The sequence below is a fragment of the Orrella sp. 11846 genome, assembly GCF_048820935.1.
In the GTDB taxonomy this organism is placed as follows: Bacteria; Pseudomonadota; Gammaproteobacteria; order Burkholderiales; family Burkholderiaceae_B; genus Algicoccus.
The window spans coordinates 275,356-300,074 of the sequence record NZ_JBMERD010000001.1; the positions used below are offsets into that span (position 1 = coordinate 275,356).

The window sequence follows — 24,719 nt, forward strand, 5'->3', positions numbered from 1 at the left end:
TTTCTTTGAACAAACAAAACGTTAACTGGCTCGGTAGATGCGATCACCCTTCTCAGGCTTGTCGGAGGTGATGACCACCCCCTTGCGCTTTAGGATCCCGGCAAAGGTGCCACGCACCGTGTGGCTCTGCCAACCCGTGGCTTCTATCACCTGTTCGATGGTCGTGCCCTCGGGACGTTGCAGTAGATCCAGCACCGTGGCCAGTTTACTGCCAGCTCGAAACAAAGGTTTGTCTTGGGACTCTGCCTCCTCAACCTGCTGCGGCTGCTCGATGTTGAGCACTTGATAAGCCACCGGTGTCACCATCCAGTTTTGTCCGTCGTTGGATGCAAGCCCGTTGTTTAACAAGCACTGCAGGACTCTGGTCTTGATGCCACCTCTGACGTTGTCTGGGAACCATTCAATGCGCCCTTGGGTGTGCTCGATGGCGTGGGTCAACACGGTTTGCTGTGTCTCGGTCATTAAGATCGTTGTCATGGTTATTCTCCTTCATAGGTGCCGGGACAGGCCCGGCAGTTTTAATTACTCGGTGTCTGTCTGATCGGCTGTGGTCTGTGCCATCTGAGTCATCACAGCGGCACTTGCCAGCTCTGCCTGAGCCCCTGCCAGCATGTCTAAACGCACGTTGCTCGGCACAAAGGTGGTCAGGTGGCCCAAAGCCCAGTTCAAGCTGTCAGCCTTGTCCTGCAGGTCGCTCGCGTCGTTGTAACGATCGATGTGACGGTCCAGTTCATTTAAAGCAAGCACCAGCACTCGGCGGGCGTTGTCCAGGGCTTGAGTGCCATGCTCGTCTGCGAGGCGGGCCTTGAGGTCGATAAAGTTTTTCATGTGAAGCTCCTTTGATTAGCTGTTGTTTTGTACAGCTTCATATTTGCTTCAATTTGAACATTTATCAAGCACTAACTGATTGTTTTTAAATATGTTTTTACTCTTGATCGTATTGCGCCATGGCCACCCGAGCGCCGTTGTTTAAACGCCTCACGACCGCTCGGCGACACGAGCCCACACCACCTAACTGGGGGCGTGGACGCGGCCCTGGGTGGGCCAAACGCAGACTGGAGATTCTGAAGCGCGATGCCTGGCTGTGCCAGTGCAAAGACTGTCGACAAAGAGCAGTGCCACTGCCCGCACACGAGGTCGATCACATCGTGCCGTTTGCCGAAGGTGGTGGTGATGAGCATAGCAACCTGCAAGCCATCAACAAGCGCTGTCATCGTAAGAAAACCGCTCAAGAAGCGCGTCGAGGACAGGCTAAAAACCATGATTCAAAAACATGATGAATCACAGTTTTAACAAAAAATCAATAGAAGCAAAGAGCAATACAGAGTAAGGGGTGGGATCAAAGTCCGCAAGAATTTCTTAAGACCACCCACCCAAACATTTTTTTGCAGGCGCGAAATTAACTATAGGGTAATGTTTTGACTCTATGGGAAGAGTGCCATCACGCAATCAGCACGTCAGCTGGAATACCCAGCTCGTGATGTAGTTTACGAATCATGTTCAAAGTCAGTGGTCGCTTACGACTAAGCACTTCATAAACTCGATTTGATCGACCGATCATGGGTTCCAACTCTTTAACCCCTAAACCGCCTTGTTCCATCCTAAATTTGATGGCCTCAATTGGATCAGGTGATTCAATCGGAAAATGCTTGGCCTCATAGGCCTGAACCAAAGTCGCCAGAACATCCAGACGATCCCCTTCAGGGGTTCCAATCGCTGGATCCATATCAACCAACACTGAAATTTCTTTCAATGATGCCTGGTAATCGGCTTGAGTACGAATGGGACGGATGTGCATATCTGTGCCTCTGTAATTTATGTCATCTCCACGGTTTCAGCATCTATCGCGTCATATTCTTTATGCGTACCGACGAACTTAACGTACACGACTTGTAAGCGATAAGCCACCGCAACAATGAGGCGATAGTCATTGCCTTTTATATTGAATACCACACGACGATTTTTTAATATGCTGGCGTTTCGATACTGTGCCTTGATATCCGCAGGTTGCTCCCAGTTTGCAGCGAGCGCCTCCTTATACCAAGACTTAAGCGGCTGCTCTGCAGCGGGATGTCGCATCCAGAATTCACGCAATGTGGCAATGGCAAACACTCTCATATCGTTATGACAGTCCCAATTCGGGACTGTCGCAAGATAATTTTTAAACTTCAATCACACTAAGATAATCACGGATTTCTATCATTATAAGAGGACGCAAACCAACCCCCATCGCACTGAAGACCTTCGCTGGCAACCCCGACAAACGCCTGTTAAATAAAAACGAGCCGCAACTGCTGCTGTCTGACCCGACCCCGCCCGACTGGTTCACCGACAATCAGGCCCGTGTCTGGAGCTGTGCACAGCTGACAACCTGACTTTGTCACCACGGTCGATTAAACCAAACTTTACACCTGTCGCATCCTTTGGGATAGTCGCATTTACAACATCGTCTCAATCGAGACTGATCTCACCGCCCGACGCGTGTAGCTGCTTCGGGTCGAACAAGGAACCTCTGAGGGTCAATAAACAAGAAGCCTTTAGCGAGGCTTTGATTGTTTTTTATTGATCGCTGACTGATTTATTCATCGGCCTTACATTGACGTCCTTTGCCATACTGCGAGCTTTTGCAATGTTAGCCAAGGCCCCTCTCAACAACACAGGATCATTCTCCTCTTTAACCGCAGACAAATACTCGGCAATCGCTTGCTCGCTGTCGAGATACTCAGCCGCATCAAAAAGTGAAATCTCAATGGCTTTCATGGCTTTTTCTCCCTATCCGTATAACCAACTAAGTATTTACAAGGTCAAAAAATATGGCAAAACGTAACCTCCAACAACGCATTATGCACTAGCTGGATCGTATCGAAGGCAAACTTGACACGCTCATTCTGGCGCTGGCTGAATACGATGAAGATGACGTGCCACCCACTGATCTGGACTGCATTATTGCCACAACTGAACATGACCAAACTGAGAGTCTGGAATAACAATCAAGCTCAGGTGTATGCGATCTGACTGAACGGTTCAAATCTTAGGTCTTGGTTTTTTACTCGCCTGCCAAAGCTCGTAATTTGTCTGCATGTTTATCCACATTTCAGCACTTGTGCCTAAGGCCTCATGAAGCCGTAAGGCCATATCAGCTGATATGCCAGCCGAACCATTCAGTATTCGTGACAAAGCCACACGAGTAACACCAAGACGACGTGCCGCTTCTGTCACAGTTAAATCGCCTAGGTATTCACGAAGCACCAGACCCGGGTGCGCGGGGGCATGCATACGCATTTTGTTCTCCAGGTCACAAACCATTCTTGTGATTTTAAAGGAGCTGCCTGTCGCAAGACGAATTGGCCATCAAAACTGAGATTAGAGATGAAGGTTGATATCAAAATCCGAGGCATTGACAACGTAGTCAAAACCTTAAATTCACTGCCACCCGAGATAGTCAGTCAGCGTGGTGGACCTGCTGCGCTCTCACTGGCCAAGGGTGCAAGAATGATCCGTGATCAGGCACGCACCAACATTCTGAGCGGGGTGGCTGCCCGTGGCAACGTAAGTACCGGGCTACTGGCCAAGAACATCATGGTCACGCGAGCTCGCAGAGGTCCTCAAGGTTTTAACGGCGAGCGGTACCTCGTGCGAGTACGACCTAAAGTGGCCCACTACGCAGGCAACCGTCGAAACGTACGTCTGGGTCGTGCTGGCAAAGCTTATCTGACACAAGGCCCTGCTTACTACGGTCGGTTTCTAGAATACGGAACCAGCAAGATGCCAGCCTACCCTTGGTTGCGTCCCGCTGTTCAACAAAAGGGACGAGCCGCCATCGAAGTCATTACCCAAGATCTGGATAACCGCATTCAGAAGATTGTCACGCAACTCGAACAGAAGAACCGCTAATGTTTGCACCAATTTACCAAACACTGAATACACCCGCTGTGCAGGCCTTGGTCGACACACGAATCTATAGCTCAGGCTTTGCGCCGCAGAATGTGAAAGCGCCATACCTGACTTGGTACGTTGTCAGCACCGACCCACACAACCAACTCTCTGGTCGCCCTTGCGGTGACACCGACATGGTGCAAATCGACTGCTGGGCCGGACCAGATGATGGTGGAGAAGCTGTATGCGTGTCGCTGGCCAGTGCAGTACGAGATGCACTGGATGCCGCCGGTCAAGCCAATCGCGTGATCTTGCAGGCGCGTGAATCAGACACGAAGCTGTTTCGCATCTCACTGCAGGTTGAGTTTATATACAACCGCTCAATTTAAGCGCTGACTTTTAGTTCAGCATGAAGTCCGGCACGAGAAGCCAAGGTCAGCAACATATCCAAACTGAAATCCTCGACTTTCCCCTGCACGAGTCGAGATACGCGGGGTTGTGTAACTCCCAGCTGCTCTGCTGCTTGAGCTTGGGTCCAACCTTTGGCTTTGATTTGCTGTTCAATGTGAATCATGACCTCGGCACGCAGTTTCATGATTTGCGCTTGCGCTGGCTCAAACCCCAGATCAAGAAATACATTGCCGCTGCTTTGAGTGATATCGATACGGCTGCTGTCCATTTCAATTTTCCCTCGAAGTGATGTGAGAGTTTGCAAACACCGCCTCGAATTATACAAACACCTGCATAAGGCTTTTAAACCGCCCACAGCACAAAGCAAACTAACTCATACACAACCATACCGTCGAGACCACTGAATCGGTGTTCTCGGTACAAACACCCACCCGGCCTAGTGCCGGGTTTTTTATTGGAGCACTCCTATGTCTATTAAGACCCAGGGTACACACCTGTTTTTCCAGACCGATGCGGTTTCGGACGGCTTCATGAAAGTGACCTGCCCGACCGGTGTCAGTGGATTAGGTGGCCCACGCGACCAGATCGATTCCACTTGCTTGGACGACACAGACGAGCGTCAATACCTCGCACGGTTGGCCTCACCCGGAATCGTGTCCATCCCTTTCAACCTCGAGCCCAAGGCCGCTGACCATCACGAGTTCTTTTACCTCAAAGAAACCGGAGAAAAGATTCAGTGGCTAATTTGCTTGTCCGATGGCATCGAAATCCCAGAGCTAGATTCCAACGGCGACTTTGAACACCCTGCCGATCGTACAAGCATTGAATTCACCGCCTACGTAGCTGACGTCGAGATCGACATTGCCACTGCCGACAAAGTCGGCAGGCACTTTGACTCTACAGCGCTCCGGGCGCGTTAACTGGACTTGGAAGGATTAATCATGCTGGATACCGCTTTTTTATCTCCGACACGATTCACGCTCGCGAGGTCGAGTTGGCCGACGGCAGCAAACACACGCTGCACTTTAAAGAACTGCCTGCCGGAAGCTTTCGGCGCTTTGCACTGGACAACGACTCGGACAACGAGCAGGTGCGCATCGACAGCATGGCCCGATCGATTGTTGCCGCTGTCGTCACCCCTGATGGCAAACCGGCCTTGACACTCGAGCAAGCTAAGAAGCTCAAGGTCGGCCCGATGCTCGCCCTCTTTAATGCTTTGCAGGAGGTCAACGCCACCGCCCCAAAAGAGATCAACACAGGCGATTCTGGCACATCTTAGCGTTGGCGCTCGGTAAAACTGTCACGCAGTTGCAGCACACGATGCCGATGACAGAGTTCATGTCCTGGCAAGCCTTCTACGAAGAGATGCCCTTTGATCACCATCACCGGTTTCATCGCCCTGCTGTGCTTGTGTCGTCGTGTTTTGCCGGAGGTCCGGCCAAAGACAAGTTTGAGTTTCTTGTGCCCACACCCGCACCTGAACAGTTTTCCAATGCGGACATGGCCATGCTGGCTGCGTTTGGTAATAAACCAAAAGCGCAAATTTAGAATTCTAGCTGTTCTGGTAACAATCCCATCGCAGTTGCGATTCACTCCTTTCGAGCTTTTCCAGGATTTTTAAGGCTTTTTTTTGGAGCTCTAGGCAGCCATCTTTCATCTCAATCTGACAACGAAGCCACTGATTCTCTTTCTCCAGTTATTCAATCTGTTTTTGTTCAGCAGTTTAAAGAGGTTTGGAACCTGGCGCTGATTTACTTAGACCGGCAACACCGCTTTCGCTCAGCTCGCGACGCCATTGCGCATCAGTTGACTAGAATAGAGTTTTCGCGACGCAGTAACGCACCCAGTTCGCCATGCTTGCAAGCATCAGTTTTCTGAAGAATCGATAGTTTGTATTCAGCCATAAAGACCCGGTAAGTCCGTTTTTCAAATACTGGATCGGGTTTGACCATCGGGTCAACAACGGTAATTGGTTTTGGCATTTTTGATCTCCTGAGCGCCTTGATATATACGTTATCTCGAAATCACATGGCTCAACTTTATGTTGACACATAGGGGGACATCTAGAGCAAGAACCATGAGTTTCAGCTTTCGGGATGCAAATAAATCATTGGCATATCGTAGCCACAAGGCTACAATGCACCAATGTACAGCGTCATTGAAACAGAGCCATTCATACAATGGTTCAACAGCTTAAAAGATCGCACGACACGTGCGCGGCTGCAGCTTCGACTAAGAAAAGCGTCACTTGGCAACCTCGGTGATCATAAATCTGTGGGCGACAATGTATGGGAGATGCGCGAAGTCTTCGGTCCAGGCTGGCGAATGTATTACGTCTTACACGGAAGCACAGTCATTATGATGCTGGGCGGAGGCGATAAATCCAGTCAAAAGAAAGATATTGAACGAGCCAAAGCCTTGGCTCAGGAGTTACAAAATGAGCAAAATTAAAACCAGACCGTTTGATGTATCCAACTACCTCAATGACGAAGCTGACATCGCTGCTTATCTTCAAGCTGTGATAGAAGACGGAGATCCAGCACTGTTGGCAGCCGCGTTAGGCGACATCGCTAAAGCCCGAGGCATGACTCAATTAGCGCGTGACACTGGACTGTCTCGCGAAAGCCTTTACAAAAGCTTATCTGGCGAGCGTGCGCCCAGCTCCGACACGTTGTTCAAGGTTATCCACGCCATGGGCTTTAAGCTAACAATCGGAACTGTGACCACACATAATTGACGAATAGCATATCTGCAACTAACCAACCAAAGCAGTTACATAAAAAATTTACATGCTCCGATTTCGACCATCTGAGCGTCCTGATATATACGTTATCTCAAAATCATGTGGCTCAGGTCTATGTTGACACACAGGGGTTTTGTGATCAAAACTTTATGCGATTCAGTGCTGATTAAGATATTTTTTCGTCAAAATTTGTGAAACTCAAGGGCTATCGACATATATGATGCAAACGATTCTATCTTTTGGCGAGGCAATCAAAGATTTAGTCCTCATTCTTGCAAACACATTGAGAGATGAAGGGACCCCCGGATTAGTTGTTTTCTTACTGGTTATCGCGGCCATCTTGGTGTGGCTAGTCGTGCGCCTAAGATATCAACGCCGAACGGTTGCAGTTAGAAATCTCCGAATGGAAATTTCTAACTTGCCAAGCCAATCGGGCGTAGAAGACAGAGAAAAGATAGCGCAGTGGCTTAACGATAGAAATACGTCTGCGACAAACAAATCTCTTGCTCAAGCTTGGGAAGAGTTTGATGAAACCGTTGTGGTCGATGAACGCCATGATCCCCCAGTTCTGAGGAGCTCTGCACGACCATTAGATTTCTTTAATGTTGAAGATTTGCATTTTGGACTAGGCTTTTATCGAATTGCACCAGGTCTTTTCATTTCTATCGGACTGGCTCTAACGTTTCTGGGTTTAGTGGCAGCATTACAGCAAATGTCCATCGACAAAATTGACGATGCAGCCATGGCAAATCTTTTGCGGATTGCCTCGGCAAAGTTCATTATGTCATTGACGGGTTTAGTTTGTTCGATCATTTTAACAATTGTGTTTCGGAATATGACTGGGCGATTAGACCGAGAACTGTACGCACTATGTCGCTTGCTTAAAGGCAGAGTTAGCTCCATTAGTCTTGAAGAAATTGGTCTCGAACAATTGCGTTCCATGCAAGAAACGCGTGATCATTTCCGTAATCAAACTTTAGAGTTGGCCGAAACACTTCAAGGAACATTGCGAACAGATTTGCCTCAAGCAATTTCTTCATCGATTAGCCTCACCATGCAGCCAATCTTGGATAAGGTTAGCCAACAAGGAACTGAAAGCATTTCCAGCATGGCCACAGATCTTTCAGATCAAATGAGTTCCAGCGTGTCATCAGCTCTAGCCCAAGCAAGTGAGCACTTGACGCTAGCGGGTGACAAAATCAGCTCGTTGGCAGATAGATTCGATCAATCTTCAGGGCGTATAAATTCCGAAATGGAAACGATTGTCACTCGAGTCGCAGAATCGATTGACGATTTACGAACTGCGATGTCTACAAGCATACAAGCAACATCAGGAAGTTTCGCTGAAGGTACAGATCGTTTGCTTGCAGCAATGAACTCCACTTTGGAAAGTATTAGAGACAACACAGGCGAAGGTGCTCGAGCAATTTCAAACGCGGCTTTAGAAATTCGTGAAGCAGCCAGCGTGATGCGTAGTGAAATGGAAGCAGCAGCACGTGATGGAACCGACGCAGCAAAAGAGAAGATCACTCAAACAAGTCACGAAGCAAGTGCTGCCATTAATACCGCAGGCCAATCCATAATCGAGGCTTTTGGAAAAGCCGGAACTGAAATCAATGAGTTGAGCCAAAAACTATCCTCACAAGCCGGACAAGACTTAATCGAACCACTTCGTTTGGTGTCTGAACAAATTGGTGAAATGGTCAATACAATGGCAAACAGCGTGGCCGAGGTTCGACATCTTGTCAATTCAGTCCGTGATGGTGCTCAGGCTGGCGCTGATGCAGCAACAAACTTCCGTGGTGCTTCTGAAGCATTGGTACTCGCTGCGACGCCTGTACGGTCTACAACTGAAAGAATCGAACTCGCAGTACGTCAGATGGCTGACGGTACCCGTAATGCTGCCACGACAGTGATAGAAAGTGCAAAAGTCACTGCTGAAGCTGCTGCACAGACACTTTCGACGGCAAAAGAAACAATTGCGGCAGAACGTCAAAGTATTGAGAGCACGCTGTCAGCTGTGACTATTGCGCTCGAGCGACTGCGTGATCAAGGCGATCGAATGGATACAATCGACCAGAAATTAGGTCATGCCTTCGACCTGTATACGTCACAGACTGAATCAGCAATGCAAACTGTTCGCAGTCACGTCAAAACAATGTCAGAGGATTTAAACGCAGCACTCTCGACTTTGCAAACGATTCTGGATGGCTTACAAGAATTTGAGCCACAGCAGGGAGATCGTTAATGCGCGCCAGTTTCAAGCGTCGCCACACACGTGAAACAGACGAAGAATCAGTCTTTGTCTCAATGACAGATATGACAGTCAGTTTTCTGTTCATTGTGATGCTGCTTTTGGCTTTTTTTGCCAACCAGTATGACCCTGATAAAAGCGTCAGCCTTCCCGAACATCAACGAGTATTGTCGGAACGTGATGCACTTACGCGTGAAAAAAATCAACTGACAAAACAGATAGAAGAATTGACACAGCAGATAGTTAAACTGAAAGAGCTGCTGGCAAAAAACGAAACCATTCAGGGCAAATTAAAACAGGAAATCGTAAAGCTTGAGCAGAAAATTCTAGAGCTTGAGCAGGAAATCCTACGTTTAAAAACACCCGATCCTTTAGAAATATACATTAATCAAAGTCTTGCAGAACGTCGCCGTATTCTCGAGGAGCTACAGCACCAATTACTGATTGATTTCCCTGATCTTGAGGTGGTTTTAAGCGAAGAGTCGGATGCATTGCGGTTTCAAGGAGATGGACTATTCCGTAGTGGCCAAGCAGGATTACGTCCGGATCGTCGGGATTTTATAGAGACAGTCGCACAACGTTTAGAACAAATTCTGCCCTGCTACACGCTTGGTAGCAATTCAAATAAACAAACTGAGTGCAATTCCGGTTTTGCGTTGATCGAAGCCATCCAAATAGAAGGTCACACAGATTCAGATGGCAATGATATTATGAACTTAGGGCTCTCAACTGCCCGAGCTAATGAAACCTTTAGAGTTATGACGCAACATGAGCCAGGTCTGATCGAACATCTAAACTTTCGGAGTCAGCCGGTTCTTTCAGTTGCAGGATATGGGAAGATGAGGCCAGTTTCCTCAAATAATTCCCCCGAAGGAAAAGCAGCAAACCGACGCATTGATCTTAGAATCATCATGTACGTCCCTGTAAATTCTGATCAGATCGAAACGGTGCGAGAAGCTTTGATTGATGGCAAGAGTGTGGACCCATAATGGAGAAGTCAGAAACAACCATCTCATTATCCGGGCGATTAGATAATCTTCGTCCCATCTATTTACCGACTCCGCCCTCTTTCGAGATACTTGAGCGAACTATTCGTCGGATCATGAATCGTTTTGACGTCTCTCCTGTCGCACCTCAAAACGATTCGGAAGAGCTCTTTGCTGAAATGCATCAACGCATCGCAAAGCGTGATTGGCACAAAGTGCCTATGAGCTTTGTTACAAAAGTTGCTTCACTCGTTTTTTCTGCTGTACATCGCTTGCGCGATGATTTAATAGAAATCCGCCGGTTTCTTTACCGAGAAATTATTGCCTCAGATCGACAGGGTTTTTTGAACCCAATGATGCGGATTTATGTTGAAACCTATGAAATTGACGCACCACACACAAAAGAACTGGCTCGTTGTTTGTCACAAGTCAAAGCACGCATTGGTGCACGCTGGCAAAAACTATTAATCAATTTCCCACAATTATTAGATCCCGTCAGAGCACCTGAAGTCATTTCTGAATGGATGATGAACACTGACAATCCATGGCACAATTTACGTTCGAGAGGTTTACGTCAGCCTCATGCACCTGGGCTGATGGATGCGGCTCACCTCGCATTTGTTCAATCAATGGCTACTCAATTAGACAATCAAAACGAGATTGAAAAGCTACTATCTTGGTTAAATCCTGATCAACATACTTTGCGCCAAAATGGAGCTGGGGTTGCTATTAATGCCTTGCTAAATGTCTGGATAGATCAAGATCCACCACAAGAGATTAAAGCGCTCCTCATTGATCGCTTAACTGCGCTTTATGGCCATCCACGAGCTGATCGACATGCTGCTTGGAACGAAGTTTCTCCAAAAGCCGAAGGCGTTTTTCTGCGTTGGTTAATGGGCGCAGATATTCGATTCTTATTTCAAATACTGACTGAAGTTGAACGTGGTCATATGTGGACTGAGCGTGAAGCCTTCTGGTGGACGCTTTATGAACAAGGTCGTATTCATGAAGTCTGGGTCGCTTTTAATGAGGCAGGCTATGCCACAGCAATAAACAAGTTACCTATGGACTCTCAACATGGTGGTCGCCGTTTCGGGAAACAAATTGGTGAAAAAGATAAGTCCCTGCTCATTATGCGAATTGGTGAGTTAATTGTCGTTGAAGGAACTTATAGCTTTCAAGTACACGCATTTAATGCACACAATCCGGAAACACCAAAGCTTTATTTGGAACACTACGACGTCGCTAGAATACGAAAAATAAGATCCGTGCTTTGGAAGCAAGTCCATTCTGGTAATTGGGAAGATTCTGTTTTAAGAAGACTATGAATACCTTTACGTTCTCCTACACAGACGAGTCTGTCACATTACGCTTGGCTTCTACTCAGAAAGGCTTTTTACAGCGTTTGCTGCCTTCGAAAACTACAGATTTAAATCAGCTTTCATCAATCGACAGAAGATTGGCCTTTGCAATCGCCGATCTACGAGCACTAGGAGAAGAGTTAAAACAGAATCCAATCATCGGTAGCCATACCATCGAAATGACACACCAGCTTGCAGCGGCAGTTGATGCGGAAACAGCTCAGATTCTCGGTTTGCCTCCATTAACCGACTTAACACTACGCACTGACGTTGAAGGTGTGCTTGGCACGCCTAGCTTTCGATTACGTGCGCAATGGTTTAGAGATGGTCGTGCTCGTTCCCCAGCACGAACAGGCTCGATACTGGCCACAGATAAAGGTGCACAACGTTTACCTTTATGGATGTTGGATGCTGTTGAATTGGTCGATAATTTTCATCAATCAAACGATGACACCGCCCACTGGGAAGCACTCGCCAGATTTCGTAAGGCATTAGAACCTGGTGTCGAATTAGTTGGACAAACTCAGTCCGCACGTCTGTCTATGACTGATTTTCTTTCTGGACTTGAGGTTTCTCTGGCAGACAGTCTCTCAATTTCGATCGCAGAATCAGGTCAAGATTTTGAAATATTGCCTTTTTCTTCAGACGATCTAAACGAGCAAATTCATCCTTCAGAAACAATGGCGGAATTAAGAGGCACTGATCTTCACACTTTTCAGCAACGTGTTCGTGAACGTGGCGCACTAAATGCCTATCGTTTAGGTCCTGGACGATTTCTTGTGATGGATCGTGCAGTCATACCTGCATTAAAGGCAATGACGAGAGCGCAAAAGTCTCCTCCTAATGAACGGCTTGCTTTTATGCGCAATCCACGACCTCACATTACTGAAGCAGTCGAAGAGCATCTTCGTCAACAGACAAATTTTGATGATTTACCACCAATCGTCCAAGAAGAAACTATCGACAATGCAGTTAAAAATCTTTTAATCGAAACTGAAGAATTCATGCAATTCTCAGATCGAGTCACAGGTTCCGAGGTTTATACAGGCAATCCTGTTGAAGAATTCACATCAAGCGGTACGACTTGGTTACCCGAAACTTTTACCCATGAAGTTAAAGAGCTCCTTGAGTCAAAATCTGTAGAAGAACTTGAAGCGATCCAAGAAAACATTGAGGACATGATCGGTGCTGGAACACAAACCGTATCGATTGATCAACATGAAGTACCTGCTACAACTGAAACCATCGATGCCATCGACGAAATCATACAAAGAAAACACATTGTAGATCTTCCGATTTCAAGCGAAGACGTAGCAGAAAACCCCGTATTTGCAGGTCCAGTGATTCTATCGACGGCAGACAATTACACCGAAGTGCTTTGGCGACCCAAACGAGGCCCACGAAATACCTCGCTTGCATCAACAATACCTTCCACGATTCGCACCCGACTCAAGGATCATCAAGTTGAAAGCTTAGACATCAAAATCAAGGCTTGGAAATTAGGCATGCCTGGCATTCTAAATGCTGATGAGCAAGGCCTTGGGAAGACATTACAGACGATCGCGTTTCTAGTCTGGCTTAATGAACATATGAAGCGTGACGCTAATGCGAAAAAAGGACCGTTCCTCATTGTGGCCCCAACGTCATTATTAGAGAACTGGGAGCAAGAGGTTAAACAGCATGTTGAACAACCGGGGCTCGGTCATTTAATCCGTCTATATGGCACATATACAGCTGGACGCCGATTTGCAGGCGCAGCAGGATGGGACACAAAAAACGGAGAGGCACGATTAGATTTCTCTGATATAGAGCGAGCACTCGCTTCGGGGGCAGGACATTTAACTTGGATTTTGACAACTTACCAAACACTGACAAATTATCAACACTCTCTTGGAAAAATCCCTTTTACTACAGCCGTTTTTGATGAGATCCAAAACATTAAAAACCCAGGCACACTGGCAGCCAATGCAGCCAGAGCAATGAACGCAGATTTTCGGATTGGTTTAACTGGCACTCCCATCGAAAACAAAACCACAGATCTCTGGGCAATCATGGATCAGCTCACACCCGGCGCACTTGGTTCAATGTCTGAGTTCCGCGAAAAGTATGGCACACCTAATGAACGCAATATGCTTGAGCTCTACAATCGCGTTTTTTGCGCACAAAATGATCTATCGCCATTGGCTTTCCGTCGATTAAAAGAAACCGTTGCAACTGATTTACCAGAAAAACGACGATACTTGCATCCCCGTTTGATGCCACAAGAGCAAGCCAAAAATTATGAAGAAGCAAGGATAAAACTTGAAAGTGGCGGCACAAGTGCTGCTCTAAAAATGCTACATCACATTAGAACAGTCTCACTTCACCCAGCACTTGACGGTCATATTAGCGATGATGCATTTATTCAAGCATCAGGTCGACTTGAGGCTACATTTGAGGTTTTGAGAAAAATTCAATCTTCTGGTGAACGAGCTTTGGTTTTCATTGAGAGTCGCCAAATGCAGCATCGTTTCATTGAACTCGTTAAAGGTGAGTTTGGGCTGGAGAATGTAGATTTAATTAATGGCGACACACCGATTTTAAAACGACAAGCAATTGTCAATCGATTTCAAAAACACTTGGAAGATGACCAAGGATTCGATCTTTTGGTACTTGGTCCCAAAGCTGCTGGTACAGGACTCACATTGACGGCCGCGACACACGTCATACATCTGTCACGCTGGTGGAATCCAGCTGTTGAAGAGCAATGTAATGACCGCGTACATCGTATTGGTCAAAAACGTGCTGTATCCGTGCATATACCACTTGCGATTCATTCGAACTATCAAGAACATTCTTTCGACATCCTTTTACAGAGCTTGATGCAACGTAAACGCCAATTAGCAACTTCCGCACTTTGGCCTATGGGTGATACTTCGGAGGATTCTGAACAGCTTCAAAAAATGTTGATATCTGAAGCACAAAAAGAAAGTGGCAACATCATAAGCTCAACAATGAAAGCACTTTTCGAACGAGATAAATTACTCGCGGAAGGACCAAACACTGATGGTTCTTGGAAATATCAATAATTTCTTATTTTAAAGCTCAATTATAAGGAAATTTATGCAACTCCTAATTTCCAGGCAGTAGTTTAGGATCCCCCCCTACATCTCACTAGTTGTCCGCTGTTTTAATTTCTCACTTACACTACTTGCAGGGGCGGTTGCTACGCGTTGGCCTCAGCGCGGCTGGCAAAGGACCCTCGTTGACCGCCTAACTTACCGGACAACTAGCCCGCAAATTTCACCACAAATAGGATCGGCGCAGTCATTTTTCCCGTAAAATCAAATTGTTAAGAAAAGATTTAGGGAGACTGCGCCGATGCCAAATTGTACCGTAAATAAACTCGACTTTGGTCGTCTGCAAAGACGTGTGATTGAAGCCGATTTTCAAGGAGGCGCCCTGAGTTCTGATGGTGGTGCCATACTGCTACGTCAGGTTGATCAACGCATCGGTCTATCAGCTGCAATTGCCGATGCACTTCGTGATCGCCGGGACCCCACCCGCATTACGCACACCCATCAAGATTTAGTCGCGCAGCGCCTGTATGCGCTGGCTCTAGGTCATGAAGACCTCAATGATCACGACCAGCTTCGCAATGATCCTCTGATACAAACCGCAGTTGGCCGGGTTGAACAATTAGCCAGTAGTCCAACGCTATGCCGCTTTGAAGCCAGCGTGACCCGTGAGGAGATCATTGCTTTGAACCAGGTGCTGGTAGAGCAGTTCATCGCTTCTTTCACCCAACGTCCAAATCAGTTGATTCTGGATATTGATGCATCTGACATTCCGTTACATGGGAATCAGGAAATGCGACAGTTTCACGGATACTACGATCACTACTGCTATTTGCCTCTGTATATTTATTGTGGTGATGCACTCCTGACTTGCGTGCTTAGAAACAGTCGCATCGATGGGGCCAAACATGCAGCCGCTATCATCAAACTACTGGTCACCCGTTTGCGTCAGCAATGGCCTGATGCACAAATCATTGTGCGAGGGGATTCCGGTTTCTGCCGGCAATTGCGGATCAATTGGTGTGAGCGCAATCAAGTACATTACGTCATTGGTCTGGCTCGTAATGCTCGGTTGCAAGAGGCCGTAAGCCATTGGGAGCGAAGATTAAGGATTCGTCACCAACATACAGGCTGTAAGCAACGTGTTATCTACGAGTTGACCTATGGCGCTCGGGCTTGGAAAAAAGAGTGCCGTGTCATTACACGTCTGGAATATGGTCATCAAGGCAATAATCCAAGATACATTGTGACGAACCTCAGAGCTTGCCCGGTCTGGATCTATGACACGCTGTACTGCAAACGAGGTGAGGCAGAAAACCGAATTAAAGAAACACAATTGGATCTGTTTGGCACACGCACCAGCTGCCACCGCTTCATCGCCAACTGGTTCCGAATCATGCTCTCTGCGCTTGCTTACACGCTGATGCAACGCCTAAAAGAGTTGGCGCTAACTGGCACAAAACTGACCAATGCGACAACCTCAACCATTCGGGTTCGACATCTCAAAATTGGTGCTGCCGTGGTTCGCAACACCCGTCGAATACGCATCATGTTTGCGTCACATCACCCGCTGCAAGACATTCTTGTGCGTGCTGTTCGAGCCCTGTCCCCCTAATCTCAAAAAGAGTGTTTCCCGGGCACGATGACGCTGCCGGGGTAAGGGGAAATTGCGCTTATAAATCGCGAAACTCAATCAAATAACACGCAAACAACACCGAAATACTGAATCGTACGAAAAGCTCAAAGCAAAGCACTACAAATCACAGATTCAGGCTACATGATGAAATTTGCGGGCTAGCCTGTGATAATGGGCTGCAATTGGGCTGTGACGAGTATCGTCGGCTCAATGAGAAGGGGCATTAAGCTCTGCATTACCTCCTTTAGCGACGCAACTCGACAGCGACACGCTCGCCATAAAACGCAACCACATCGGAAAAATGGATGGATGAATTGGCATTTTCTACAAGAGCGACGCAGGGCTTGAGGTTATTGGGCAATGAAAGCTTTGAGTGCTTTGCTACACATTATTTCAAACCACATGGTTCAGGCTTATGCCGACACACAGAGCCCTTAATCAAAGCTCTCGTCGACTAATCGCCAATACGTATCTGTTTTCTTGTTGTTTTTATTAAGAATTGAATTATAAAAATTATAGTGATCCAGAGCGGTTTTCCCAGCAGTATTTCGCAATCTTGGATTGGCTCCCATATCCAACAAATAGGCAACAACTGAATCTTGTCCTAACTTCGCAGCGATCATTAACGCACTATCGCCGTCTTTATTTCTTGCATCAAGTTCAGATCCAGCTTCAATTAATTTTTCAATGATTTCAATATTGGGGATAAGAGAAACAGCAAGCGTTAATGCACTATCGCCATCTTTATTTTTCGCATTAACTGTGGATCCCGCTTCAAGTAGCTTATTAATAATTTCAAGTCTTGGATTAAGATGCGCAGCAACCATCAGTGCTGTCCAGCCTTCTTCAGTTCTTGCATGAATATTTGCCCCCTCTTCCAATAATACATCGATAGGTTTTGAGCTATAGCCCCTCTCAGCTACCGTCATAAGTGGAGTTATCCCTGCACCACCGTAAAAACCAAAATCCTTTCTTGCATTAACACTAGCACCAGCAGATATAAGCTCTTTGGCAATATCGAAGTTTTCATTAATCAATGCTGTTTCGAGAACAGAATGTCCCGATGTTTCCTCAGCATGTATATCTGCTCCAGCAGCTATTAATGACTTTATTAATTGAGGAGGTGATCCAAAACGAGAAGCCAATAATAGTGGCGTCATATGATCTAAAGTTTTTTTATTGACATTTCCTCCTTCGGCAACATAACTTTTAATCAAATCGCTGTTAGGATTTGTTCTAATTGAAGCTAGAAAACTTACCCAAGCGCCGGCGCCCTCAGGTTTTGACTTGTTTTCGTATTTAATAAGCTCTTCAACAATATCGGAATTTCTATTAGAAACAATTGCACGTTCTAATGGTGTTTCATTATATTTATTTTTCCTATCAAAAATTGCACCAGCTTGCAATAACGCTCTAATCACATCTAAATTTTCATTTATTCTTGTCGCTTTTATTAAAGCTGAACTATCGTACTTATTAGTAGCATTAACTTCCGCTCCAGCTTCAAGTAAAACTTGAATAACTTCAGCACTACGATTATAAAACGCTGCCTCCATGAGTGGAGTACTTCCATCTTCTCTGGTGGCATTAACATTGGCACCAGCGTCGAGCAATGCTTTGATAACCTCTGGAAATTGTGCCTCGCGTACAGCGTGATGTAAGGGCGTCCAATTGAAACGATCTACAGCATTAACATCAGCGCCCGCTGCAATTCGCTCCTGAACATCGGATAAGGTCCACGACGAATCAAAGGGTAAGAGCGTGCTTGCGTACGCAATTGCCCACATTACGCTAGCAACCAACATGAGCAGCAGTCTTTTCGCAAAACCGAACACTTTCATCACTATTTTCACCGTAGGAAAACTTTGCGTTTACAGTCTAGCATCAGGCGTAATACGTTTCTTATCTTTGATTCAGGTGATAGTCGTGAATAAAGAGGTCACTCCGTGTTCATTACCACTTACATGCCTCACGCAGCGGTTTAACTGCCTCGTTGAGACCACTAATATCAAAAGTAACTGTTATTGGTGACTCACTAAATGGCGTCGCTTGTACCAACAGTGTTTTTCCATCGAGGAGACGTTTAATGAAAGGAATGGCCCTGTTGCCTCGCCACAGTCCAAGTGCCTTGCTATCTGTGGAAGCGTTCGTATTTTGAGTGAATGCCTTTTGCTTGTCCACCCGAAACGTAACCCGTCCATAACCTTGTATATCGGCCATGTGATGTCCATTAAAAACGATGAATGCCGCTGTAGTATTTTGCATACAACGTAGAATGAGGACTGGTTTGTATGAATCACGGAAACGGCCGCTGATTGGCTCTAATGCATTTGTTAAAAGAGTAACGAAAGGTGAATCATCGATCTCTGATTTAGAAATATCAATTCTCCAATTCGACGGAGTCGGCTCATAATCAACTCCTTCGTCCCCGCTGTCTTGATTAAGTTTTTCCTGTAGATCAGACCCTAAGCGATCAAAGCATTCAAGACGTTGCTGACCATCACTAATCTGCGAACAAGACAGAACCTCTTTTTGTAGCGGATTCGCCACCACCAGCACCGGGAACAATGATATACAGGCCAAAAAAGTAGATATTTTCATCACATCTTCCAACAATCATCAGGCTACGAATTTCATTTTTTTTAAAATCGAAATTGCTTTATTCAAAACCCTTTCCAATCACTTTACTTCAAAGTTTTACGCGTATCGCTTAGCCACCATTTTTCATGAAACTCATTGAAGTCCTTCAATTGCTTTTCAAGAACACCCAGAAATCCTCCTCTCCATGTACTGAAAGCAGATGTGCCATCTAGATTTTTGATGTTTGATGGCATGTTATTGATTGTGTAGTTTGGATTCTGAATACCGTATTCTTGACCAAGGGTTTTAAAATAATCACCCTCCATATAAAACCTTTGATCACCTTTAAAAGCCAAAACAACTCGTGACAATGATCTATCTTTCATCTCTGATGCAAAGGTTAATAAAACACGGGTGACATCAAGCATGCTGTTATTGCCACCGACTTCACGAATATCAAATACGACGGTTGTCGGATTGACAAGCCATTGATGATACGCAACAACATCAACGCCTTTGTTTCTCGGTGTTGTCTGAATTGCTTTTGCTACATATTTATATGCAGAAAAATAATTAAAAGCAATAAGCGATACAACAACCACCACAACAATCGCCAAACTTCGTTTATATTTCATCATCACTTCTCAAGCTTCGGCAACCCATCAATAATTTTCACCGTCTCCACACTTACAGTCACGATACGTTTAATCAAATCCACGATATAACGGGGATCGTCAGACCATTCATTAGGGTCGTTGATGATCCCGGTGTCACGATCTTTAGTGTACTGATAACGCTCTAAAATCCATTCAAGTGCCGACTTCCCATTAACAATGTAACGATGCGCTTCTTCCGGAATGCCCTCAAGGCGTAGATGGCTGTTCACCTGAATAATAGAGCGATCGGGGTCTCTGGCAGATCCTGCAAAACGCATCTTCTCGACGGTATAGAAGTTTTCCATCATGTCGAACTGATCACTGAATTCTTCAAGATCATAAGGCTTGACGGTCTCGAATCCCGTATGCAGCTGACCCAAACGCTTACCTGCTTCAGAAAACACCCAAAAGTCCTTCGTGAAAGGAACACGTGGCCAGTCTTTCTTTAAATCCGCCGCATAGCGCTTGCGGTAGTCTTTTGAGTGCAACACACCGTAGACGTAATAGAAGATGTCCTCTTTTCCAATACGCTTGTCACTGTAATGTTGACGGAAATCCGCCAAGGCCTCGTCTGTAATGGCATCACGTCGTACGTATCCGTCCTGAACATGCTGATCATCCATCACATCAAGAAGGCTTGCGTGAGCAGACTCAGGAAGCTTTTCGTAAAAATAGAGCGGATAACATTGACCGCCGGTCAATATATTAAGATCAGGGATGACATTAGACATCAGACATACAAATGGTGCAGTTGCGCCAGTTGTAATTGTTTGAATCACCAAGTTTTGGTGTGCAGGTGTCGGCCAAAGACGTGCTTTGTAATACTCGTTAAATTCTGTGGAATAGTACAGATAAGAGCCGGAAAACGGTCTGTAAAGAGATTTGACAATGTTGGCTCCATCAAAGACTGCATGCTGCTGTCTTGCTAACTGTTTGTAGAGCCCACGTGTCCACTTTATACGTGTTTTATCAGTGGATGCTTTTTTCTTAGCAATGTCTTCTCGTTGTGCGGATTTCAGGCTTGGCGAACTGAGTTCAGGACTAATCCTATCCACCTCGGCGTTATAAAACGCCACCATCTTTTCAATTCGTTTAGTCAGTGCCGTTTTATTGAAATCGTAGACCCACGGATCACGACTTGTTTCAACACCTCGTTGGCGCAATGAAAAAACCTCACCCTCTCCACCATGCAAAGGCTTCAACTCATAAAAATCTTCACTGCGCTGATTGATCCAGTCGTAATGCTTGTTCGGCTCGAGCTGTTCCCAATCGAGCTTTCTATAACTACCCGCCTTGTCGATGATGTCAAGCTTTTCACGGGTGGATAAATAGTCCCCAATGTCGTGATAGTAGATCTTGCCCGGGCCTTGGTGATCAGCAGATTTAACGAGTAATGTAATCGCAATTGGAGCGCGTGATCCACTACCAAAAACCTTGCCACCTTCCATTCGAGACAATTCACCCGAAGTGCGTTGATTCCCCCGCAAGTTAAATACATAAACCGCAGAAAACTCTTCCTCAAAGCACTTGCGAACACCGGCGGCCACGTTACTGTCGAGCCAGCCGCCGTTCGTAACATAAGCCACTACACCTTGTTCAGCAATACGATCAGATGCCCAACGGATTGCTCGGATGTAAGAGTCGTACAGACTGTTTTTGTTGGTTGACTCTGAGAAGTGTGCGTAGGTGTCACTAATACGACCATCCAACCTAGGATACTTAGCACCACCTTGTGCCACGGAATACGGTGGGTTGCCCACAATGACCCGAATCGGTGCTTTTGCCTGTCGCTCAATACGTTCGGTATTACCCACTAATAAGAACTCATTGGCCACTGGCCGATCTTCCAAGAGCATGAAGGTGTCTGTCAGCACAATACCGGGGAACTCAGCTTCTTGTGGCGGCGTTTCAAAACGGGCGCGGTATGCGCTCTCAATATTGACGGACGCAACGTAATAGGCGAGTAACACAATCTCGTTAGCATGCAGCTCCGATTCATACTTTCGCTTGAGGTCTTTCTGAGTGATCAGTTCTTCGTTTTGTAGTAAGCGTGTGATGAAAGTCCCTGTGCCAGTAAAGGGGTCGAGCAAATGCACATTCTCGGCACTCAAGTTGGTCTCAAAGTGTTCCTGCAGGATGTCGTTTGCCGATTGCAAGATGAAGTCAACGATCTCAACGGGTGTATAGACAATCCCAAGGTCTTTGGCCACATCTTCAAAGGCGGTCGCAAAGAAGCTGTCGTATAGGCTGCGAATCAGCTCTTGACGGGACTTCTCGCTTTTAGCCAGATCTGCGCGTCGTGCAATGCTTTCATAAAACTCAGACAGCCCTTCGGTTTCCGAATCCACGCCAAAGCGATCTAATTGTGTCAGGATGGCATCCATGGCCTGAGACACGGGATTGCGCTCCTGTAAGGCATCAACCGGGAACAATGAGTCAAAGACAGGCTTGGTAATCAAATGTTGCGCCAGCAGCTCAACGGCTTGTTTCTCATCGACCGCAGGGCTGATATTGTTTTGCAGACTCTTTAAGAAAGTCGCAAATGTTTCTTTGGCATGTGGATCATCCAATAATGCGTGAATACGCTCCACAACGCGTTTGGCGATGCGTGCAACGTCTTTTGCCCAATCGTGCCAATAAGCCGTGTCACCAAGCTTTTTCGGGATTGCGGTATACACCGCTTCAGAAATCTCACCGATTGGAAGCGGCGGTAGATCCAGTTCGAGCTGAACACCTGTGGGCTTTTCATCTCCGCTACCGCCTGAATCGCCTCCTCCGTCAATAACTTGAATCTTGTTACGAAACTCAGCTTCATCAACCAATGATTCATCGTGAGCACGCAAGGCTTTGATGATTTTCCAGATACCTTGAAACTGAGGATCGCTGTTAATGTAATTGTCGTAATCCGTCAGTTTGTCTTGTGGAATGCCAACCGGCAGGATGATGTAACCGTATTGTTTGTCGCTACCACTACCAGCAGGCGGTTTGCGCATCACGCGACCCACCGACTGTACGATGTCGACCACCGAGTTTCGAGTGTCAAAAAAGATCACGCCATCTAGCGCAGGAACGTCGATTCCTTCTGAGAGACAACGAGCGTTTGACAGCACCCGGCAATAATCATCGGTATCTTCTTTCAGCCAAGCGAGTTTGCGTTGACGGATTAAGGCGTTCATACCACCATCGACGTGATCAAACTCACACGTCAGCAATGACTTTTGTTTGGTTTCTTCTTTGTACAGATCGACGATCTTTGGAAATGTGTCGGTCAGCGTTTTAGAGTTTTTAATTGAACTAGAAAACGCGATTGCCCGACGCATAGGCTGCTGATCAAAGAGAGGTGCATCTTCTTCACCTTCGTCACTAATGAGTTTGACGTCGGTCTTTGAAAGTCCTTTGTAAGAACCAAAGATCTTAGAGATAAATCGTGTATCGACAGCCTTGGGCAATCCGTCATCGAGTTGTGCACCGTACACGTTGGCTGTATGCGCCATACGTGACTCATTGACGGCAACGAGCAACACCCGGTAATCACACAACAGGCCATCACGCACTGCCTGACCAAACCCTAAGCGGTGAAACTGCGGACCATACCGAGTTTCATCGTCCATGGAATACAAAACAGCATCTTTGTCGGCTGCTTTCGTTTTAGAAGCATCTGCAAAGATTCGTGGGGTTGCAGTCATGTACAAGCGCTTTTGTGCTCGAACATGCTCATTGGAGTGCACTTTAACAAACTCGGAATCTTCTTCGCCGTCAAGCGTCAGCCCCGTTGTACGGTGTGCCTCGTCACAGATGATGAGATCAAATTCATCAAGACCAAGTTCCTGTGCTTTCCCAACCTGACTAATCGATTGGTACGTACAGAAAATCACCGTTCGTTTTGTGCTGTCATACTCGTGTAGTTTTGCCACAGCTCGCATGATGGCATCTGGATCGGTCGTCGCAGGAAATGGCAGATCGTGCGTGCGAGAGTCTTCGTTGTCACGCCCAACCTTGGTGTCAGAGCAGACAACAATGGGGTTAAAGGGAGACCGAGCGTCAATCGTCCATTCGCGCAGTGATTGCGCCACCAGCGAGATTGAAGGTGCTAAAAACAGCACCCGACCACCTTCAGGTACCAACTCTTCCATGATGCGCAGTGCAGTGTAGGTCTTACCTGTTCCGCAGGCCATAATCAGTTTGCCGCGATCATGAGTCTCAAAGCCATCTATGACATCATCAAGCGCAGAAACCTGATGGGGACGAAGCTCTTTCTTATACGACCGAAGTTTCATGCCTTCCGGTTCTCTGATCACATACTGCGACCAGTCAATCGGACTTTCTTGCAAATCGAATTCAGACAGCTTCTCAACAGGAATGACTTGATTGTCGAGCGTATCTTCCGCGTGCTTGCTCCAACGGTCAGTTGTCGTGACGATGATTCTGTTCGCAAAGGACTTCTGCCCTTCATCCGTCTCAAAACGTCTGCCTGATGCCGCAAGAAATGAATCAATGTCTGCTCTAGATACTGAATGCTCAGGCAGGTAGAACTTGCATTGAAAAGCCCAATAATCGCCCGTTCCTGCGACCCGAGCGACCAAATCAATTCCTGTATCGGCTCCCCACCGATCCGGCCACTCTGACCACAACCAAACATCGCTAAAGTTGTACTGAGGATCTGTACGTAAAAAGTTAGCAATCAGTCGCTCAAACAGATCCCCTAAATCACGGTTGTTATGTGCAGCATCACGAAACGACTGGAGGACATCTTGAAGGGTTTTATTTGACGTGGTGTGCTCTGACATAACAAGTTTCCGTGGGCATAAATCGATTCAAATCGCCCCACAACCTGCACTCCGACGAAGCACAAGCCTTGGCATTCAAGCTAACCATCAATAGGTAACTGGCAAATGGTGTGGCGCTGGGTCAGTTTACATTCAGATAGGTCTTATTAGGAGCGCCCAAGGGATACTTTGATCAAACCCTCTCAGCCGATACGTTCAAACCGACGTCAACTTCGGATGTCACTGCCGAAAACAAGTGGAACAACTCAGTCGCTGGCATATCTGAGATAGATCTTTTATGGTGATACAGACCACCATCTACCACCTGGTTGAACACCTTACCTCCGGCGTATATCTATTGCCAACGACGGCCACAATGAATGTGAGTGGAATG

At 46.5% G+C, this 24,719-nt stretch carries 25 protein-coding genes; 13 read left to right on the plus strand and 12 right to left on the minus strand.

The window, feature by feature from the left end:
- Positions 1 to 21 precede the first annotated feature (21 nt).
- Positions 22 to 477 carry a DUF3489 domain-containing protein gene (locus ACOI06_RS01310; RefSeq protein ID WP_420660638.1) on the minus strand — a complete coding sequence of 152 codons (456 nt, stop codon included), beginning with the start codon at positions 475 to 477 and terminating at the stop codon, positions 22 to 24.
- Positions 478 to 522: 45 nt separating this feature from the next.
- Entirely contained in the window at positions 523 to 828 is a 306-nt protein-coding gene (locus ACOI06_RS01315) for a hypothetical protein (protein ID WP_420660639.1), read from the minus strand.
- 119 nt (positions 829 to 947) lie between these two features.
- On the opposite strand from ACOI06_RS01315, the gene ACOI06_RS01320 reads away from it, so the two are divergent.
- Positions 948 to 1,277, plus strand: coding sequence for an HNH endonuclease (locus ACOI06_RS01320; protein WP_420660641.1), 330 nt, complete (start codon positions 948 to 950; stop codon positions 1,275 to 1,277).
- Between the two features lie 164 nt (positions 1,278 to 1,441).
- Here the strand turns inward: ACOI06_RS01320 and ACOI06_RS01325 are convergent, their stop codons facing one another.
- From ACOI06_RS01325 to ACOI06_RS01340, 4 genes are all read right to left on the minus strand, one after another.
- Positions 1,442 to 1,798 (minus strand): helix-turn-helix domain-containing protein, encoded by a 357-nt coding sequence (locus tag ACOI06_RS01325; RefSeq protein ID WP_420660642.1) that lies wholly within the window; start codon positions 1,796 to 1,798, stop codon positions 1,442 to 1,444.
- A gap of 17 nt (positions 1,799 to 1,815) precedes the next feature.
- Complete coding sequence (locus ACOI06_RS01330; RefSeq protein WP_420660643.1) at positions 1,816 to 2,118, minus strand: type II toxin-antitoxin system HigB family toxin; 303 nt, start codon at positions 2,116 to 2,118, stop codon at positions 1,816 to 1,818.
- Between the two features lie 441 nt (positions 2,119 to 2,559).
- A complete protein-coding gene (locus tag ACOI06_RS01335; RefSeq protein WP_420660644.1) occupies positions 2,560 to 2,760 on the minus strand; it encodes a DNA-binding protein in 201 nt (66 codons plus the stop codon).
- Between the two features lie 264 nt (positions 2,761 to 3,024).
- A complete protein-coding gene (locus tag ACOI06_RS01340; protein WP_420660646.1) occupies positions 3,025 to 3,282 on the minus strand; it encodes a HigA family addiction module antitoxin in 258 nt (85 codons plus the stop codon).
- Positions 3,283 to 3,369: 87 nt separating this feature from the next.
- Between ACOI06_RS01340 and ACOI06_RS01345 the strand changes: the two genes are divergently transcribed.
- On the plus strand, positions 3,370 to 3,894 hold the full coding sequence (locus tag ACOI06_RS01345) for an HK97-gp10 family putative phage morphogenesis protein (RefSeq protein WP_420660647.1): 525 nt from the start codon (positions 3,370 to 3,372) through the stop codon (positions 3,892 to 3,894).
- Positions 3,894 to 4,265: a DUF3168 domain-containing protein gene (locus ACOI06_RS01350; RefSeq protein ID WP_420660648.1), complete on the plus strand. Its 372-nt coding sequence runs from the start codon at positions 3,894 to 3,896 to the stop codon at positions 4,263 to 4,265. The genes ACOI06_RS01345 and ACOI06_RS01350 overlap by 1 nt, the downstream gene beginning before the upstream one ends.
- Here ACOI06_RS01350 and ACOI06_RS01355 read toward each other — a convergent pair.
- The gene (locus tag ACOI06_RS01355; RefSeq protein WP_420660650.1) at positions 4,262 to 4,555 is read right to left on the minus strand and encodes a helix-turn-helix domain-containing protein; all 294 of its coding nucleotides are present in this window, start codon (positions 4,553 to 4,555) and stop codon (positions 4,262 to 4,264) included. The two genes, ACOI06_RS01350 and ACOI06_RS01355, sit on opposite strands and share 4 nt — an antisense overlap.
- Positions 4,556 to 4,754: 199 nt before the next feature.
- Between ACOI06_RS01355 and ACOI06_RS01360 the strand changes: the two genes are divergently transcribed.
- From ACOI06_RS01360 to ACOI06_RS01370, 3 genes are all read left to right on the plus strand, one after another.
- Positions 4,755 to 5,207 (plus strand): phage tail tube protein, encoded by a 453-nt coding sequence (locus ACOI06_RS01360; RefSeq protein WP_420660651.1) that lies wholly within the window; start codon positions 4,755 to 4,757, stop codon positions 5,205 to 5,207.
- Between the two features lie 74 nt (positions 5,208 to 5,281).
- Positions 5,282 to 5,566 carry a hypothetical protein gene (locus ACOI06_RS01365; RefSeq protein WP_420660652.1) on the plus strand — a complete coding sequence of 95 codons (285 nt, stop codon included), beginning with the start codon at positions 5,282 to 5,284 and terminating at the stop codon, positions 5,564 to 5,566.
- Positions 5,567 to 5,568: 2 nt separating this feature from the next.
- Complete coding sequence (locus tag ACOI06_RS01370) at positions 5,569 to 5,835, plus strand: hypothetical protein (protein WP_420660653.1); 267 nt, start codon at positions 5,569 to 5,571, stop codon at positions 5,833 to 5,835.
- 254 nt (positions 5,836 to 6,089) lie between these two features.
- On the opposite strand, the gene ACOI06_RS01375 is transcribed toward ACOI06_RS01370, so the two are convergent.
- On the minus strand, positions 6,090 to 6,269 hold the full coding sequence (locus ACOI06_RS01375; RefSeq protein ID WP_420660654.1) for a hypothetical protein: 180 nt from the start codon (positions 6,267 to 6,269) through the stop codon (positions 6,090 to 6,092).
- 163 nt (positions 6,270 to 6,432) lie between these two features.
- Here ACOI06_RS01375 and ACOI06_RS01380 point away from each other — a divergent pair, with 163 nt between their 5' ends.
- From ACOI06_RS01380 to ACOI06_RS01410, 7 genes are all read left to right on the plus strand, one after another.
- On the plus strand, positions 6,433 to 6,738 hold the full coding sequence (locus ACOI06_RS01380; protein WP_420660655.1) for a type II toxin-antitoxin system RelE/ParE family toxin: 306 nt from the start codon (positions 6,433 to 6,435) through the stop codon (positions 6,736 to 6,738).
- Positions 6,725 to 7,024, plus strand: coding sequence for an addiction module antidote protein (locus ACOI06_RS01385; RefSeq protein ID WP_420660657.1), 300 nt, complete (start codon positions 6,725 to 6,727; stop codon positions 7,022 to 7,024). Before ACOI06_RS01380 ends, ACOI06_RS01385 begins: the two co-directional genes overlap by 14 nt.
- A gap of 409 nt (positions 7,025 to 7,433) precedes the next feature.
- Entirely contained in the window at positions 7,434 to 9,278 is a 1,845-nt protein-coding gene (locus ACOI06_RS01390; protein WP_420660658.1) for a hypothetical protein, read from the plus strand.
- Positions 9,278 to 10,273, plus strand: a complete 996-nt coding sequence (locus ACOI06_RS01395; RefSeq protein WP_420660659.1) for an OmpA family protein — start codon at positions 9,278 to 9,280, stop codon at positions 10,271 to 10,273. The genes ACOI06_RS01390 and ACOI06_RS01395 overlap by 1 nt, the downstream gene beginning before the upstream one ends.
- The gene (locus ACOI06_RS01400; RefSeq protein WP_420660660.1) at positions 10,273 to 11,598 is read left to right on the plus strand and encodes an EH signature domain-containing protein; all 1,326 of its coding nucleotides are present in this window, start codon (positions 10,273 to 10,275) and stop codon (positions 11,596 to 11,598) included. Before ACOI06_RS01395 ends, ACOI06_RS01400 begins: the two co-directional genes overlap by 1 nt.
- Entirely contained in the window at positions 11,595 to 14,699 is a 3,105-nt protein-coding gene (locus ACOI06_RS01405) for a DEAD/DEAH box helicase (protein ID WP_420660661.1), read from the plus strand. The genes ACOI06_RS01400 and ACOI06_RS01405 overlap by 4 nt, the downstream gene beginning before the upstream one ends.
- Before the next feature lie 292 nt (positions 14,700 to 14,991).
- A complete protein-coding gene (locus tag ACOI06_RS01410; protein WP_420660662.1) occupies positions 14,992 to 16,302 on the plus strand; it encodes an IS1380 family transposase in 1,311 nt (436 codons plus the stop codon).
- Positions 16,303 to 16,757: 455 nt separating this feature from the next.
- On the opposite strand, the gene ACOI06_RS01415 is transcribed toward ACOI06_RS01410, so the two are convergent.
- The 4 genes from ACOI06_RS01415 to ACOI06_RS01430 form a co-directional block, all read right to left on the minus strand.
- Positions 16,758 to 18,164, minus strand: coding sequence for an ankyrin repeat domain-containing protein (locus ACOI06_RS01415; RefSeq protein WP_420660730.1), 1,407 nt, complete (start codon positions 18,162 to 18,164; stop codon positions 16,758 to 16,760).
- 112 nt (positions 18,165 to 18,276) lie between these two features.
- Positions 18,277 to 18,924 (minus strand): type VI secretion system-associated protein TagO, encoded by a 648-nt coding sequence (locus tag ACOI06_RS01420; protein WP_420660663.1) that lies wholly within the window; start codon positions 18,922 to 18,924, stop codon positions 18,277 to 18,279.
- Positions 18,925 to 19,007: 83 nt separating this feature from the next.
- The gene (locus tag ACOI06_RS01425; RefSeq protein WP_420660664.1) at positions 19,008 to 19,541 is read right to left on the minus strand and encodes a hypothetical protein; all 534 of its coding nucleotides are present in this window, start codon (positions 19,539 to 19,541) and stop codon (positions 19,008 to 19,010) included.
- Complete coding sequence (locus ACOI06_RS01430) at positions 19,541 to 24,346, minus strand: DEAD/DEAH box helicase (protein ID WP_420660666.1); 4,806 nt, start codon at positions 24,344 to 24,346, stop codon at positions 19,541 to 19,543. Before ACOI06_RS01430 ends, ACOI06_RS01425 begins: the two co-directional genes overlap by 1 nt.
- Between the last annotated feature and the right edge of the window lie 373 nt (positions 24,347 to 24,719).